The 15,523-nt window shown below is 68.8% G+C and carries 15 protein-coding genes and 1 pseudogene; 4 read left to right on the top strand and 12 right to left on the bottom strand.

The annotated features are described in order from the left end of the window. Positions 1 to 51: 51 nt before the first annotated feature. The 7 genes from EF387_RS02330 to EF387_RS02300 all read right to left on the bottom strand — a co-directional run bounded on the left by EF387_RS02330 (position 52) and on the right by EF387_RS02300 (position 6,283). A complete protein-coding gene (locus EF387_RS02330; protein ID WP_128374774.1) occupies positions 52 to 867 on the bottom strand; it encodes an enoyl-CoA hydratase/isomerase family protein in 816 nt (271 codons plus the stop codon). Beyond that, on the bottom strand, positions 864 to 2,129 hold the full coding sequence (locus EF387_RS02325; RefSeq protein WP_238431302.1) for a cytochrome P450: 1,266 nt from the start codon (positions 2,127 to 2,129) through the stop codon (positions 864 to 866). Before EF387_RS02325 ends, EF387_RS02330 begins: the two co-directional genes overlap by 4 nt. 212 nt (positions 2,130 to 2,341) lie before the next feature. Next, positions 2,342 to 3,697, bottom strand: a complete 1,356-nt coding sequence (locus tag EF387_RS02320) for a cytochrome P450 (RefSeq protein WP_238431301.1) — start codon at positions 3,695 to 3,697, stop codon at positions 2,342 to 2,344. A gap of 58 nt (positions 3,698 to 3,755) precedes the next feature. Continuing rightward, positions 3,756 to 4,346, bottom strand: coding sequence for a GTP-binding protein (locus tag EF387_RS02315; protein WP_128374773.1), 591 nt, complete (start codon positions 4,344 to 4,346; stop codon positions 3,756 to 3,758). Continuing rightward, positions 4,321 to 4,695: a DUF742 domain-containing protein gene (locus EF387_RS02310; protein WP_128374772.1), complete on the bottom strand. Its 375-nt coding sequence runs from the start codon at positions 4,693 to 4,695 to the stop codon at positions 4,321 to 4,323. The genes EF387_RS02315 and EF387_RS02310 overlap by 26 nt, the downstream gene beginning before the upstream one ends. Next, positions 4,692 to 5,093, bottom strand: a complete 402-nt coding sequence (locus EF387_RS02305) for a roadblock/LC7 domain-containing protein (protein WP_128374771.1) — start codon at positions 5,091 to 5,093, stop codon at positions 4,692 to 4,694. The genes EF387_RS02310 and EF387_RS02305 overlap by 4 nt, the downstream gene beginning before the upstream one ends. Then, complete coding sequence (locus EF387_RS02300; RefSeq protein ID WP_128374770.1) at positions 5,090 to 6,283, bottom strand: ATP-binding protein; 1,194 nt, start codon at positions 6,281 to 6,283, stop codon at positions 5,090 to 5,092. The genes EF387_RS02305 and EF387_RS02300 overlap by 4 nt, the downstream gene beginning before the upstream one ends. A 685-nt stretch (positions 6,284 to 6,968) precedes the next feature. Here EF387_RS02300 and EF387_RS02295 point away from each other — a divergent pair. Then, positions 6,969 to 9,056, top strand: a complete 2,088-nt coding sequence (locus tag EF387_RS02295; RefSeq protein WP_238431300.1) for a helix-turn-helix domain-containing protein — start codon at positions 6,969 to 6,971, stop codon at positions 9,054 to 9,056. A 367-nt stretch (positions 9,057 to 9,423) separates the two neighbouring features. On the opposite strand, the gene EF387_RS49350 is transcribed toward EF387_RS02295, so the two are convergent. Beyond that, the gene (locus EF387_RS49350) at positions 9,424 to 9,576 is read right to left on the bottom strand and encodes an AraC family transcriptional regulator (RefSeq protein ID WP_274388917.1); all 153 of its coding nucleotides are present in this window, start codon (positions 9,574 to 9,576) and stop codon (positions 9,424 to 9,426) included. Positions 9,577 to 9,599: 23 nt separating this feature from the next. Further along, a complete protein-coding gene (locus EF387_RS02290; protein WP_274388916.1) occupies positions 9,600 to 10,175 on the bottom strand; it encodes an AraC-like ligand-binding domain-containing protein in 576 nt (191 codons plus the stop codon). A 420-nt stretch (positions 10,176 to 10,595) separates the two neighbouring features. Between EF387_RS02290 and EF387_RS02280 the strand changes: the two genes are divergently transcribed. Both EF387_RS02280 and EF387_RS02275 read left to right on the top strand, forming a co-directional pair. Next, positions 10,596 to 10,931, top strand: coding sequence for a roadblock/LC7 domain-containing protein (locus EF387_RS02280; protein WP_420802518.1), 336 nt, complete (start codon positions 10,596 to 10,598; stop codon positions 10,929 to 10,931). A 24-nt stretch (positions 10,932 to 10,955) separates the two neighbouring features. Further along, positions 10,956 to 12,079, top strand: a pseudogene (locus tag EF387_RS02275) (cytochrome P450 family protein); the annotation flags it as partial. Here the strand turns inward: EF387_RS02275 and EF387_RS02270 are convergent. Continuing rightward, on the bottom strand, positions 12,036 to 13,280 hold the full coding sequence (locus EF387_RS02270) for a cytochrome P450 family protein (protein ID WP_128374768.1): 1,245 nt from the start codon (positions 13,278 to 13,280) through the stop codon (positions 12,036 to 12,038). The pseudogene EF387_RS02275 and the gene EF387_RS02270 overlap by 44 nt on opposite strands. Before the next feature lie 179 nt (positions 13,281 to 13,459). Between EF387_RS02270 and EF387_RS02265 the strand changes: the two genes are divergently transcribed. Then, the gene (locus EF387_RS02265) at positions 13,460 to 13,843 is read left to right on the top strand and encodes a hypothetical protein (protein ID WP_202918131.1); all 384 of its coding nucleotides are present in this window, start codon (positions 13,460 to 13,462) and stop codon (positions 13,841 to 13,843) included. Between the two features lie 239 nt (positions 13,844 to 14,082). On the opposite strand, the gene EF387_RS02260 is transcribed toward EF387_RS02265, so the two are convergent. After that, positions 14,083 to 14,562 (bottom strand): DUF6114 domain-containing protein, encoded by a 480-nt coding sequence (locus EF387_RS02260; RefSeq protein ID WP_238431298.1) that lies wholly within the window; start codon positions 14,560 to 14,562, stop codon positions 14,083 to 14,085. Next, positions 14,562 to 15,245: a DUF6230 family protein gene (locus tag EF387_RS02255; RefSeq protein ID WP_128374767.1), complete on the bottom strand. Its 684-nt coding sequence runs from the start codon at positions 15,243 to 15,245 to the stop codon at positions 14,562 to 14,564. Before EF387_RS02255 ends, EF387_RS02260 begins: the two co-directional genes overlap by 1 nt. Positions 15,246 to 15,523 lie beyond the last annotated feature (278 nt).

Below are 15,523 nucleotides of genomic sequence, written 5' to 3'. Positions count from 1 at the left end.
GCGGGCCGCGGGTGCTCCCCTCCGGCGCCCCGCCCTGGTGTGTCAATGACGTCAGAACAGATGCCCCGTGCGCCGTTGCGGATGGGCTCGTGAGTAGTGCTCGGCAGCCACCACGGAGGCCATCAACTCCGAATCCAGAGCGGACGTGTCCGAGAGACGAGAGGCTGCGGCGTAGGAGTTGAGCAGGCTCTTGGTGACCCGTAGTGCGCCCGGGGGGCGCCGCAGGATGGGCCTGGCCCACGCCGCAACCGCCTGATCCAGGTCATCCTCGGGCACGACATTGTGCAGGACGGAGAGGTTCACGGCTTCGTATGCGTCGAAGGCTCTGCATGTGAGGATGAGTTCGCGTACGCGGGAGGAGCCGACTTCGCTGAGCAGGCGGGGGAGGAGGCCGCCCCAGGCGGTGGGCAGGCCGAGGGCGAGTTCGGGCAGCCGGAAAGTCGCGTTCTCGGCGCCGACGCGCAAGTCGCAGGCGAGGACCAGGGCGAGGCCGGCACCGATGGCTTTGCCCTGGACCTTGGCGATGGTGACGGCCGGGTTGCTGGTGAGTGCCTCGCAGACGCGCCGGGCCTTGATGCCTGACGTGCGGATGCCTCCGCCGGTTGGATCCTGGGCCAGGTAGTCGGTGAGTTCGGTGCGGTCTCCTCCGAGGCAGAAGTCCGATCCGGCACCTGACAGCACGATGACGCGGACCGTGGGATCCGGGTCGTCGAGGACCATGAGCAGTTCGTCCAGCATGGCCTCGGTGACCGCGTTGCCCGCCTCGGGGGTGTGCAGCTCTATGTGCAGGACCTGGGCCTGGCGGTCCGTACGCAACACCTTCAGGTCGGGTTTCGTCCGGGTGTCCGGGGTGGGGAAGGCGCTCATGTCGTCACTCTCAGAGAGGTCATGCAGCGGAACACCATCCGGGATGCATAGGTCGGGGAGGCAGCGGGCCGCAGCGTCGGGAATCGTTTCAGCAGATGTCTGAGAAGCGTGTGCGCCTCCAGACGGGCCAGGGCCGCGCCCAGGCAGTAGTGCACACCGCCGCCGAAGGTGAGGTGGGCCCCTCCGCCGCGCAGGATGTCGAAGACGTGGGGGTTCTCGTTGACCCGGGGATCGTGGTTGGCGACGCCGTACATGACGTGCACGGTGGTGTCCTTGGCGATCGGCACCCCGGACAGCACGGTGTCCTCGGCAGAGAAGCGGCTGTTGAGGTGGATGGGCGGGTCGTAGCGCAGGGTCTCCTCGACGGCGTTGTCGATGTGCTCGGGGTGGCGGCGCAGCCAGTCCCACCGGGACGGTTCGTCGATGAGGAGGCGGACGAGGGAGGAGAGCAGGGTCGCGGTGGTCTCCAGCGAGGCGATGGTGACGAACATGGTGAGGGAGTACAGAACCTCGTCCGCACCGGCCCGGTCGTCCGGCGCTTCCTTGTCCCAGTGACGGATCCAGTCGGAGAGGACGTCGTCGCCGGGTCTCGCGCGGCGCCGGCGTATCAGCTCTGTGAAGTACTGCCTCATCTCGATCGTCGACTTGGCGGATATCGCCAACTCGCTCTTGCTGGGCAGGAGTTCCTGGGCGTGCACCTGGCGGTGGGTGAAGTCGAGGATGTGTGCGTAGTCCTCGGCGGGGATGTCGAGCCAGCGGCCGATGGTGTGCATGGGCAGCGGGTCGCTGACGGTGGCGACTAAGTCGGCCGAACCGTGCGCGCGCAGTTGGGTTTCCAGGTCCTCGAGGAGGTGCCCGACGTGTGCTTCGACCTGTGGCCTCATGTCTTCGACGGTGGAGTGGTCGAAGAGCCTGCCGAGGCTGCGGCGTCGCATTGTGTGTACGGGGGCGTTGAGCCGGGACAGCGTGTTGAACATTTCCCGGGTGGCGGGAGCCCGCCAGCGTTCTGTGTCGGTCTGGCGGTCAAGCCAGGCGAAGTCCGGTACGAGCCAGTTCCTGCCGCGCAGGATCTGGTTGCAGAGCTCGAAGCTGGTGACGAAGTGCCCGCCCCAGGGGGCGGGGACGACGTCCCCCATGGCGCGCAGTTCCTCGTAGAGAGGGAAGGGGTTGCTCTGCCCTGCGGGGGATCGCAGGCGACGCAGAACGGAGATGACGGCTCTGCGGTCAGTGGTTTTGCCGCCTATGTCACCGACAGCGGTCACGCGGAGCTCCTTAAGCCGGCGTTACCGTTACCGGCGAAATCTACCCTTCGTGGCCGGTTCGTTATGCGCCTGCCCGTGTTGCACCCGTCACATGCCGTGGTCGGTATGTCGCCCCGTGCGGAGCACCCGGCGGCGGGTGCTCCGCACGGCGTCGGCCGTCAGAGCCGGATCGTGTCCAAGGGTCGTCAGAGCCGGATCGTGACCAGGGGCCGTCAGAGCCGGAACGTGTCGAGGAAGGTGCTCCAGAAGCCCTTCTTCTTCGCCGGCTTGCCTTCCGCTCGCGGCATCGCGGGGGCGGGCGTCTGTGCCGGGAGGGCCGCCGGGTTACGGGAGTCGGTCGCGTTCAGTGCCGCGGCGACTCGGGACGCGGGTGTGGGGGTGAAGTACACCGGCAGGGTGACCAGGGCCCGGTGGAAGGGGCCCGGCCGCCACTGCAGACTCTCCGCGGGGACCGCGAGCTTGAGGTCGGGGAGGGCGTTGAGGATCTTCTCGATGGCGGTGACGGCGATCACCTGAGCCGGTGACTTGGCCGGGCAGGCGTGCTCTCCGGCACCCCAGGCCAGATGTGCGCCCTTGCTGAGGGACTGGCGTGCCGAGGTGAGCGCGGGGTCGCTGTTGGCGGCGGCGAAGCTGATGACCAGCGGAGTGTGGGCGTCGACGGGGACGCCACCGAGGTCGATGTCCTTCAGCGGGTAGTGCGTGGCGTAGTTGGCGATGGGCGTGTGGTTCCACAGCACGTTGTCGAGGGCTTCCTCGATCAGCATGTTCGCGCCCTGGTCGGACAGCAGCAGGAGCAGGGTGTTGCCGATCAGGTTGCGCTCGGGTTCGACGCCGGCGCCCATCAGCATCACGAGCTGGTCGGTGAGCTCCGCGTCGGTCAGACCCGCGGGGTGCTGGATGAGCCAGGAGGTCATGTCGTCGCCGGGCTGGCGTCGCTTGATGGCGATCAGTTCCAGCAGGCAGGCGGTGAGGTCCTCGTTGGCGCGCAGCGCGTCCTTGCCGTCGAAGATGGCGGCCATCGAGGTGGCGAGGGTGTCGCCGATGTCGGCGGGGCAGCCGAAGAGTTTGTTGAACAGCAGCAGGGCGAGGATGCGGGCGTAGTCGTTGAGGAGGTCGGCCGTGCCGCGTTCGCTGAACTGGTCGATGAGGTAGTCACCGATCAGGTCGACGTCACGGCGGAGCCGGCTCATGTTGAGCCGGGCGAGGCTCTCGGAGACCGCGGTGCGCAGCCGCTTGTGCGCGGCGCCGTCGGTGAACAGGCAGTTGCCGGGGCGGGCGGCCATCATCGGCAGGACCGGGGTGTCGAGGGGGACGCGGCCTTCCAGCAGTGCTGCCCAGTAGGTCGAGGAGTCGCGCGAGAAGAGGGTGGTGTTCTGCAGCACCCGCAGGGCTGCCTCATGGTTGGTGACGAGGGTGGCGTCCACTCCGGGGGCGAGTTCGACGGGGGCCGCCGGACCGTGGGCGCGCAACCGGTCGTATATCTGGTTCGGGTCGGCGGCGAAGTCCAGCCCGTGCATCGGGCAGCGTGCTGGGCTGCCGTGTGGGGCGGCGACGGGGATTGAGTCCATGAGTTGTTCCTTCGTGCCTGGTGTGCTCGTGCCGCGGGGCGCCTGGGGCAGTGCCGGTTCAGGCCGCGCGGGTGAGCAGATGTCTGACGAGTGCGATCAGTGCTTGGCTGGACGACTTCTGGTCCCGGGCGTCGCAGTACACGACGGGGGTGTGGGGGAGCAGGTCGAGTGCTTCGCGGACTTCGCTCTGCTCGTAGTGGTTGAGCGGGTCGAAACTGTTGACGGCGATGGCGTACTCCAGGCCGTAGGACTCGACGAGGTCCATGACGGGGAAGGTCTCGGCCAGCCGGGAGGGGTCGACCAGGATCAGGGCGCCCAGTGCGCCGCGGGCCATGTCTTCCCACACCTGCATGAAGCGCTGCTGCCCCGGCGTGCCGAACAGATACAGCACGACGTCGTCGCCGACGGTGAGCCGGCCGAAGTCCAGGGCGACTGTGGTCGTCACCTTGTCCGGTGCTCCGCGCAGGTCGTCCACCTGGGCGGACGCCTGGGTCATCTTCTCCTCGGTGCGCAGCGGGGGGATCTCCGAGAGCGAGCCGATGAACGTCGTCTTGCCCACGGCGAAGTGCCCCACGACCAGGATTTTCACCGCGGTGGTCACCGCATCCGAGACGTAGATCGTCTCAGCCGAAGTGGGATTCGAGTCCATGCAGCACCTTTTCGATGGTTTCTCGGTCGACGGCCTGGGCGGGTGGTGGCGCCGCGCGGCGCAGCAGGTGCCCTTGCTCGAACAGGTCGCTCAGCAGTAACCGGGTGACGCCCACGGGCAGTCCGAGCCGGCCGGCGACCTCGGCCACGGCCAGGTAGCCGGGGGCGCACAGCTCCCAGATGGCGCGTACCTCGGGGCTGGCCTGCCTGGGCATTTCCCGGTCCGGGGCCAGGGTGACCAGGGTGTGCAGGGCCAGGCCATCGGCCGAGGGCATGGGCCGGCCGCCCGTGATCACGTAGGAACGGACGAAATTGCTGGTGACCGGGTCTTCCTCACCAGGCGTAGTCATACGTCGGTTCCGGTTTTCTCACGTAGTGGTGTGCTCATCGCCTTTCCCACGGCGCCCACCAGCTGCTGCATCCGGAAGGACATGGCCTCCATGTCGACGTCCGACCCTGCCGAGACGGCCAGATAGGCGCCTCGTCCCGCGGCTATCAGGAAGATCCAGCCGCCGTCGTACTCGAGCAGGGTCTGCTTCCATATGCCCTTGCCGCCGCCGACGAAGGGAGCGACGGCCCGGCTCAGCGACTGCATCGAGCTCATTGCGGCAGCGTTGGTCTCCGCGTCGTCGCGTTCGATCTCGCTGGACTGCGCCAGCAGCAGGCCGTCGGCCGAGACGAGAATCGCGTGTCGGGCACCGCGTACCTGCAGCACGTCGTTGAGCACCCACGACAGGTCGGGATTCACTGGTCTTCGGGTCCTTCCGTTGTTCCTGTTTCCCGCGCCCGCAGCATTCCGCGCTGGAACGCCCCGAGTTGCGCGGTTGTCGTGCTGCTGTGTTCCAGGTCCTCCACCTCGGGGTGCGGCATGGCCGATACCGGGGTCATGCGCCGGCGTTTGGGCAGGCCGCCCGCCGTCCTCCCGACCGGGGCCACCGGAGCCGGAATCCGCCGTGGGGTGAGCGGCTGCGCCCCGGCGGACCCTTCGACGGTGCTCTCGTCCGCTGCGGCGCCGGCGGAGGGCTCGGGGGTCTCGGTGGTCAGGAGGCTGTCGGGCACCAGAATCACCGCGCGTACGCCGCCGTAGGGGGAGACGGAGTCGACCGAAACCCTGAAGCCGTACCGGGTGGCGAGCAGGCCGGAGACCGCGAACCCGAACTTGGGCGGGTTGCCCAGGCTGGTCAGGTCGACCGGACCGGTCGGGGCCAGCAGCGCGGCGGCGCGGTCCTTCTCCTCCTGGCTCATGCCGAGCCCGGCATCGTCGACGATCAGACACACACCCGTCGGAACGGGCTGGATGTTGATCTCGACGGGAGTGCCGGGCGCCGAGTAGTTGGTGGCATTGGCCAGCAGCTCGGCCAGCACAACCGTCACCGGCTCGACAGCCCTGCTGGCGACCGAGACGTTCGCCTGCGTTCGGATGTTCACCCGGTCGAAATGGCGGATCCGGCCCTGAGCACTGCGGGCCACGTCGAACACCGAGACGATGGCATCACGCCGTCCCAGCCAGCCACCGCACAACACCGCGATGCCCTGCGCACGCCGGCTGGCCTGGCTGTTGATGTGGTCCACACGCATCAGGTCGGCGAGGATGTGCTCGTCGTCGCCGTACTTCTGTTGCAGCTGGTCGATGCTGCGCTGTTGCTCCTCAGTCAGGACCTGCAGGGTCCGCATCGCCGACTTGAGGACGGTCTTGGTCTCCTCTTCCGCGTCCTTGCGGACCTGCTGGAGGGCCGCGTCGTACCCAGCAGTGAGCTGGCCGCTCTCCGTGACCAGCCGATACTGCTCGGACAGGGCGGTGTCCCGCTCGCGTTGCAGGACGGCGTTGTGGCCGCGGAGTGCCATGTTGGTCTTCCGGGCACGCAAGATCGCGCCAAGTCCGGCGAGAAAGACAGCTATCAGGATCCACAGCAGCGGATCCTTGATCAATGACGTCATGAGGCTCTCTTCAAGTCGCATCATCACAGGAGCAGGTACCTGTCTGACGGCCCTGGCCGAGGTCGTCGGCCGATGGCGGCCGCGGACCGTACCGGCGGGCCACCCGTCACTCCTTCGCGATGGGGCCCTAGCGGCTGCCCCCCCGAGCGCGCATGACGCGGCCGCAGCCTACTGGAAAAGTGGGGCGATCTTAGCAGTACAGAGAGTGGCAAACTCCTTACGCAAAAGCGGACTTGGAGAAGTTCACCGAGACTTTGCGACTCCTGCTCACCTGCGCCGCGAGGTTGTTCGTGTCAGTGGCGATTACGGATCGTCCCGCTGCGGCGGCCGGTCATGCCGGAGCCCCGTCCACCCCGATCGCCGCGCCCTCGCCGCACGCACGGCGCGGCACCCAACTGACCCTGCACACTGGGCCGTTGCTCCGCCGCGCGAGGTCCTCGCCCTGCGCGAGGACCGACGACGTCGCACCGCATCGGCGCCCACCGGTCTTCGTTGACATGCCCTTTCGCCTGCACCAGGATCCTCAGGGATCGTCATGAGCGATGTGCCGTACCGATCGCCTCAGCACCTGAACAGGCAGCAGGTAGGGCCGGGATGGCAGAACTGACGCACCACAGCACACGGACCGGATTCCTGGAGCCTGGTCGAGCAAGAAAGGGAAGGAGAAATGCCTACCCTCGGCTACTTGGTCAATGAAAGACCGGACCTGCGGCTTCGCTTCGTCAATCCCGTCCATGCCCGGGTCCACGGCGACGCCAGGGTGACCGAAGTCGCCGTTCTTCCCCTGGCGCGGGCCACAGTCAACCCGGGCCACCCGCCGGTACCCGAAGCCGTCGCTCTTATCACGTTGAACAGCGACATCAACCACGCGGCGGCAGCCGCTCTCGTCGACATCCTGCGCTACCTCAAGGAACGCCGGGCAACCGCTCTCGTTCTGCAGACACCCGGGCGCGAGCTCCGCGTCCCGGACAGTGTTCGTACCCTCGCCGAGAGCCTGCGGCTGCCGCTGCTCATGTCGACCGCGGATACCGAGTGGGCAGGCGTCAATGCGCATCTGCAGCAGCGGAGAGCCGCCTCGGCGGAGCGCCACGTCGAGCAACTGGACGGGCTTCTCAACCGTCTGCCGTCCCGCCTGGCCAATCCCGACGCGACGGCCGGCATCGTGTCCTGGCTGGCGGCCGCCCTGAACGCCGACGTCGTCGTGAGTTCCGCCGAGCGAGGCGTCTTCGCCGCCGCTCCCGAGGGCCTCGCCAACCTGGCACGCGCCCTCGTGGGCCGGACCGCAGAGGGTGACGAGGCAGCAGATGGCGACGAGACCGCGGAGGGTGACGAGGCGCCAGAAGGTCACGAGGCCGCAGAGGGTGACGAGACAGCAGAGGGTGACGCAGCCGAGCACAGCCGCCTGGTCCAGATCCATGGCGCGGAGGACGGAGCGGTGCTCGCCGCCGCCTCTCATCGGCCATTCGACGTGGCGGCCGGAAATCTCATCCGCCATGCCGCCAAGCTCCTGGGGCTGTGCGAGCAGGCCCGCCGCGACCACCAGGCCGCGGTGCTGGCACCGCGGTCGGTCAGTCAGGCTGCCACCCAGCTCTTCCTCGGGGGAAACATCGTGACCGGGCAGGTCGTCGCCAACACGATCGCTCCCGAGTTGATGGACACCGAGACAACCCGCGTGCGGGTCATCGACACCGGGCCCCAGGACCGCGAACCCACCCTGCGTTGGTGCGAACGCACCCTCCACGGGCGGGCCCTGGTCTCACCCTGCCCCGGCAAGGCCCGGCAGATCATAGTGATCACACCCAGCCACCAGGAGACCGGCGTCGCCTCCGACCTCCACCGGATGATCAGTACCCGCGACTGGCTGCTGATGGGCGAGAGCCTGCCCTACGCTCTCGTGGCCAGCGGTGCCGGATACGCCGAGGCCGCGCAGGCCGTGCGTCACGCGGCCCGCAGCCCGCGGCGCATCAGCGTCGGCGCCGAACCCAAAGTCGCCTCACTGCTGCCCCGGAACGCCGCCCGCGCCTGGGCACAAGCGCTCCTCGCTCCTGTGCTGGCACCCGAGTACCGGCCGATCCTCGAGACGCTCCCCACCGGATTGTCGTTCAAGCCCAGTGAGGCGGCCCGGGGCCTCGGTATTCACCGCAACACACTCCGCCAGCGTCTGGCGAAGGCAGGAAGCCTGCTGCGACTCGACCTCAACACCATCAACGACCGGATCCTGATTCTGCTGGCCCTGGACATCCTGTCCCTGCCCAAGGCCCCCGAGACCGCGCCCTTGTCCAAGGCCCCCGAGACCGCACCTTTGCCCGACGCCCTTGAGACCGCACACTGGTCCAACGCCCCCGAAACCGCACACCTGCCCGACGCCCCCGACACATCACAGCGGGCAGGCGCTCCCGACTTCGCGCATCTCCTCCAGGCCGAGCCCGGCACCGTCCGGGAATGGGCCGAACAGCGGCTCCGGGAAGTGCGGTCCGATCCCCGCGACCTGCTCACCACCTTGACGGTATGGCTCGAGCACAACCTCTCGGTGCGGCAAACGGCACAGGCCCTGCGACTGTCGGACGCAACGGTGCGCCACCACACCGCCGACGCCTCGGCCATGCTGGGCATCGATGCCACCACGACAGCGATCAGCGTTCATGACACGGACGTTGTCACCATCGCGGACATCGGTATCGCGGCATACCTGCTCACCGGGCGGCCGGCGCTGAATCAGCCGCGCGCAGAACGGCCGGCTGCCACGGAGGACAGCCGGACGGCGCCCTCCTGACCCGGCCTCGCGGTGCGCCGGTCGAGCAGCGCCCAGATCGCCGCGTTCCGCGCGCACTTCGCCGCGGTGACGGGAATGATCCCGTTTCGCTTGTCAGCCCTCGCGGGCCAGTGGGCAGGTGTCACTGGGGTTTCCCTTCAGACGCTCGACGGAAGTCCTGGGGAGATGCGTTGTCCGCCCCCTCCCCCTCCGGACGACGTGCTCAGGCTAGAGGGGGTTCGAAGAGTGAAACCATTGCGACATTGCACTGTTGGCGCGGTACGCGTTTCCGAAGTGCACAGTCGAAGTGTCGATTTGTCCGCGTCGGTGCATAAGCGAAGGTGCGGCACTCGCGTTTCCGTACAGCAGGGCGTTGTCCACCAACCTTTCAGCGGCACCCGTTGCGCATCTCCCGCGGCGTCACCCCGTACCGCTGCCGGAACGCCGTGCTCAGAGCACTCGCCGAGGAGAAGCCCGAGGCGTAGGCCAGGTCCGTGATCGTCATGTGCTGGCACTCCGCGCACTGCAGGCGGTCGCGCACCAGCCGCAGACGTTCCTCGCGGATCAGGTCCCGCGGGGTGGTGCGCGCTGGAGTGCCAGCTGCACCTGCCGCAGGGACCAGCCGAGGGCCCGCGCCATCGTCGTACCGGTGAGCGAGGGGTCGTCGGCGTGGTCGCGTACATAGCGCCGGACCACCGCCTCCACCTCGGTCAGGTGGCCCGGCGCGTCCGGGCGGTCGTCCCCGGTGGCGAGCATGCACAGCAGCTCGACGACGCGGTCCGTGACGGCGTCGAAGTGCGCCGTGGTGAGGGCCTCGCGCTGCTGGTAGAGGCTGTGCAGCATGCCGTCGACCACCGCGCCGAGGCCGCTGGTCAGATCAAGTCCCTTGGCCAGCGGGGACTTCCGGTTCAGGGGGCCGTCGATCTCCTGCGCCGGGACCGACAGGACGAACCCCTCTACGGCTGAGTCGTGCAGTAACTCGAACGGCGCGCCGAGCGTCAGCAGACTCCCGGTGCCCGGCGGCAGCCGGATCTCCTGGCCGTCCTGCCGCAGCACCAGCTCACCCGAGATCGGTAACAGGAAGCGGTAGTCGGGATCGGGCACCTGACGCACGAGGCCCGGGGTGCGGACGTACTCCATCTCGTCCGACTGCCAGGTGACCAGCTGGTACGTGTCACTGCACTGCCGGACCAGTCTGCCCCGGAAGACGTCGGGGCGTTCGTACCTGTGCCGGGGCCCCGCCCTCCGCCGCGGCCCCGCCCTCCGTCGAGGACGTCCGCTCGGCCGAGGAGACCGCCCGGCGCCTCGGCGCCTACGCGCGCGGCACCCGTCAGGGCCGCGCCGACCACGCCCAGGAGACCGAACAGGCCGCGCAGGCCGAATCGGCCGCACAGACCGGACGGGTCGCACGGGCCGAACCGGCCGCACAGACCGGACCGGCCGCACCGGCCGAAGAAGGGAACCACCAAGGATGATCGAGCCCACGAACAACGAGTTGGGCTCGATGAAGTGCTGAAAGTCCCGGAGGCGCTGCACGCGATCCTGCTCTCGGCCGACGGCATGCTGCGGGCCCACTCCGCCGGCATCAGCCGCGACGACGCCGACCGGCTGGCCGCGGCACTCTCGGGGGTGCAGTCCATAAGTCGCAGTACAGCGGAGTTCTGCGACCGGCCCGAGACGCCGTGGCGGCAGACGCTGATCGAGTTCACGCACGGGTACGTCTTCCTCGTCGCCGCCGGCGAAGGCGCCCATCTCGCGGTCTCCACCACCCAGCACGTGGACATGGAGGCTGTCTCGTACCGCATGCACAAGCTCGTCGACCGGCTCGGCAAGGAGCTGACCAGCCCCATCCGCCAGGACGGCCCGATCGGCCAGGACAGCGGCAGCCGGGTATGACACCGCCCGGGAACCGCCGCGAGCCGGTTCGCGCCGCGGGGCGGTGCCGATCTGCTCGCCGAGTACGCGCAGGTGCTGCCGCTGCTGGTCTTCAACCACCTCTTCGGCTGCCCGCCCGACTACGGGGTGCGGCTGGTGGAGGGCATCTCGGGAATCTTCGACGGTGTGGACGCCGAGAAGGCCGACGAACTGCTGACGACGACCCTGCGCGAGCTGGTGGCGCTCAAGCGCGGCAGGCCGGGGCGGGACGTGACCTCCTGGCTGATGGCGCATCCGGAGCAGCTCAGCGACGAGGAGAATCCACACCCTGGTCGTGCTGATGGGGGCGGGGACGGAGCCGCAGCAGAACCTGATCGCCGGTGCGCTGCGGCTGCTGCTGTCGGACGACCGGTTCGCGGGGACCCTGTCCGGCGGGAGCCTGCCGGTGGAGGACGCGCTGGACGAGGTGCTGTGGACCGATCCGCCGATGGCCAACTACGCCGTGCACTATCCCGTGCGCGACGTCGTCTACGAGGGGGGCGTTGCTGCGTGCCGGGGACCCGGTGGTGGTGTCACTTGCCGCGGCCAAGAACGATCCGGCGCTGGTGTCCGACCCGCCCGACCAGCCCGTTCAGCCCGGTCAACGGGCCGGTAACCGTGCCCACTTGGCGTGGAGCGCGGGGCCGCACAACTGTCCGGCGCAGACTCCGGCGCGGTTGATGGCGGCGGTCGCGGTGGAGAAGCTCCTCGACCGCCTTCCAGATGCGGAACTCGCGGTGCCGGTGGGGGAGTTGGTCTGGCGGCCGGGGCCGTTCCACCGTGCCCTCGCGGCGCTGCCGGTCACGTTTCCTGGGACTCGGGTGCCGGAGCCCGCGGAGGACCACCTAGCGGCAGCAGTCGCGGCCTGTCGCGCGCCGGTCGCACCGCCGCCGCTTCCCGAGCCGAAACCGGGTGTGGAGCGTGTGGAAGGCGGGCTGGGGCGGCTGCTGGCCTGGTGGCGGGGGGGAGTAGAGGGTGCGGGGGCTGGGTTGTTCAGCCTCCGCCGCCCCCTCCCGGCCCCTCCCCAAGCTCTCGACCTGGGGGAGGACAGGGGCAGCAGGGGCGCAGGGGGCGACCCAAGCCTCCTCAGCCCAGACGCACCGGCAGGCTCCGATGCCCGTTGGAGATGAAGGAGTCCACCGGGGTCAACTCCCCTTCGGGGGCCGCGAGTCGGAGGGACGGGAAACGGGTGAACAGGGCGGGCAGCGCGGTCGTCGCCTCCAGGCGGCCGAGCGGCGCGCCGAGGCAGAAGTGCACCCCGTACCCGAACGCCAGATGCTCCTTGTCGAGGCGGGTCACGTCGAAGACGGCGGCGTCCGCCCCGTATTTCCCGGGGTCGCGTCCCGCCGCGGCGTACGCCGCGAGGATCGCCTCCCCCTGGGCGATGACCATGCCCTCGGGCCCGCCCATCGCACCGAGCTCGAGATCCTCCACCGCGTACCGCAGCGGCAGACTGGCGATCGGCGCCTGCACCCGCAGTGTCTCCTCGACGACGTCCTCCCAGGACGCCCGCCCCTCCCGCACGTGTTCGAGCTGTCGCGGATGGGTGAGCAACGCGTGGATGGCGTTGTCGATGAGGTTGACCGTGGTCTCGTGCCCGGCGCTGATCATCAGGATCAGGGTGTCGAGCAGTTCCTGTTCGCCGAGCCGGGTGTCGCCCTCCTCGTCGCGGGCGTGGATCAGCGCGGTGGTCAGGTCGTCCCCCGGCATCTTTCGTTTGGTGGCGACGAGTTCGCCGAGGACGGCGTACATCCGCGCATAGGTCTCGGTGACCTCCTCCGGTGACGCGGAGGTGTGGAAGACACTGTCGACGATGGCCCGCAGTTCGTCCCCCTTCTCCTCCGGCAGCCCCAGCAGCTCGCTGATCACCCGGATGGGCAGCGGATAGCAGAACTCCTCGCGCAGGTCGACCGTCGCGCTGCGCCGCCCGGCCTCCTCGAGCCCGTCGAGGAGTTGCTTGGTGATCTCCTCGACGCGGGGTTGCAGCGCCGCCGTGCGCCGGGCGGTGAACGCGCTGGAGACCAGCCGGCGCAGGCGTTTGTGATCGGCGCCGTACGCGGTGAACATGTTCTGCACCGCGACCCAGGTGAGCAGCGGCCATTCCGGTGAGATCCCGCCGTTGATCCAGATGGGCCAGTGCCGGCGCGGGTCCTTGGACACCCGGGAGTCGGTGAGCAGCCGCTTGAGGAGGTGTGGACTGCTGACCGCCCAGGCCCGCACACCGTCGGGGAGTTCGACCAGTGTCACCGGGCCACGGTCGCGTATCCGGGCGGCCTCGCCGTGGATGTCCCGACCGGACGGGTCGATCACTACGGCACGCTGGTCTGTCATCGGAGCCTCCGGACTCGTACACCAATACGCCGGGTCACGCTACGCCGCGGTAATGAGCCCGGACGAGAGCGCGTCGGACGTGCTGCGTACGACGGCAACTTCCCTACGTGTTCCGGCAAGTTGAACCGACGCGTACGGTCCTACAGTCAGGTGCACCCGAGGAGAGACCGGTGAGCGGCATGACAGTCAGCAGCGTTCCGCGGTGGATGCGTGCTCTCGGCCCGGATGTCCGCGCGCTGCCCGCCGGGCGGTGGTGGGATGCCGTACGGGTGCCGCTCGATGTGGGTACCGCGGTGCTGCAGCGGCTGGGCGAGCAGTCGGGGGCCGTCATCGCGGACGGCTACGGCGGCATCCTCTACTGGCTCGTGCCGCCCAGGTCCGCCGGGACCTGGGAGCTGCCGGGAGCGCAGATTCTGGGACCGGGTTGCCATGTGGCGGTGCCGCCCACCCATCGCATCAGTGGTCCGGGCCTGTACTGGCTGGTGCCACCGACCCGTGAGCGGAACTGGACGAGCCCGGAGCGGCTCGAGGCGGCACTCCGGGCTTCGCTCACGGTTCGCTGAGGACTAGTGCCGCAACAGGCAACGTTCGCCCCGTCGCGAGGCCCGGGACGCCCTCTCACCGCACCGGCCGAAAGCCCAAGTACGTCCACTACGAGCTCACCGCACCGGCCGAAAGCCCAAGTACGTCCACTACGAGGACTTCCGGCCGGCACTCCCCAAGCTCTTCGAGCAGGCGGTACCCCCAGAGGACGCCCCGGACGCCGCTCCTTGATGACGGGCAAACGTTGACTGCCGCGGCACTAGGTCGCCGGTGCCTCGGCCCGGGCGGTGCCCAGGGGCGAGTCGGGGGCCGCGTCCGGGCCCGTGCCAGGGGGTGTGTCGCCGGCCGCCGTCGCCGACGCGGCCCGCTCGCGCCGTCGCCGGCGGCGGCTGACGCGCGGCTCCTGGTCCGGCAGCCAGCCGAAGGTCAGCACGCTGCCGACCGTCCCCAGCAGCAGCCCGACGAAGAAGCCACCCATGTTCGAGGTGGCCCAGGTGGCCAGTGACGCCATGACGCCGACGATGGAGTAGAACAGGCGCTGGCTGGGGTTGAAGAGGATCAGCAGTCCGAGCAGCAGCATCACGCTGGGCAGCAGATAGCCCGCGACGCCCTGCATACCGACGTGCAGGATGACCTTCAACGAGGCCTTCATGGTGAGCAGGATCTGCGCTCCGCCCAGGGCGAGCAGCAGACCGCCCCAGAAGGGACGGTCCGACCGCCACTGCTTGAAGCCGGACATCAGCTGACGTCGGGCTTCGCGCAGCTCTTGCTGCTGAAGCTGAGCTTGAGGCCGGGAAGCTTGAACACACCCGCCGTGGTGGCGTAGTTGGTCTGCTTCAGGTTCTTGATCTGCACGGTGTCGGCCTGCTGGCTGAAGACACCGAGCGGGCCCTTGACGCCGCCCTTGGTGAGGGTGCTGGCGTCGTTGCCGATCTCGATGTTGGTGAAGGCCGCGTCGCCCGTCAGCTCGGTCGAGTCGGTCGTCAGATCGCTGGCCTGCACCTTGTCGGAGCCTTCGCCCGCACGGATCAGCAGGTTGACGCCGCCCAGGTCGACGCTCTGGCACAGCTTGCTGAGCGTCGCTTCCTTGATGACGGAGGTGACGACGAGTACCTGCCCGCCGGTGTCGCCGGCGTTCGGGCTGTTCGGAGCCATCTCGTCCAGGCCGCCGAACTGCTCGAAGCCCGTGCCATTGAGTTCGGAGGCGGTGACCGTGAAGGGCATGCCCGAGATGGCGAACTGCACACCGAGGGCGCCCTCGGCGGTGAGGATCATCATTCCCGCGGCCAGCGCGGTGGCAGGCACCGCCATCACCGCGGCGCGGCGCAGGCGGACCCGCCCGCGTCTTTCGGAGGCGGAACCGCTTTCGGGGCTCTCGGGGGTGGAACCGGTGGACGAATTGACGTCCGGGGACGAGGCCATCGTTGCTCCCATGGCATAGATCAATGCAGGTAGGGCTTGAGTGGCGCGGTGTCCTGGCGCGGACAGTGCTGCGAGGCACACATCCTTGAGTCTCCCGGCGGGCGCAAGGGCTTTCTCGGCACGTCGCAGCGGCCGACCAGGAAGTTACCCCCGGTTACATTTGACGGTCAAGTAACTTGTGCGAAAAGGATGTTGTTTTTGTGAAGGCCGTGCCCGACCCGGGCCGGCGAATTCTCCCGGTACACCCTCCGGACATCGTCCCGCACGACCAACTTCCG

The organism is Streptomyces cavernae, assembly GCF_004023625.1.
In the GTDB taxonomy this organism is placed as follows: Bacteria; Actinomycetota; Actinomycetes; order Streptomycetales; family Streptomycetaceae; genus Streptomyces; species Streptomyces cavernae.
Note: the sequence above shows the minus strand (reverse complement) of the source record. Positions and strands in the feature narration are given on the sequence as shown.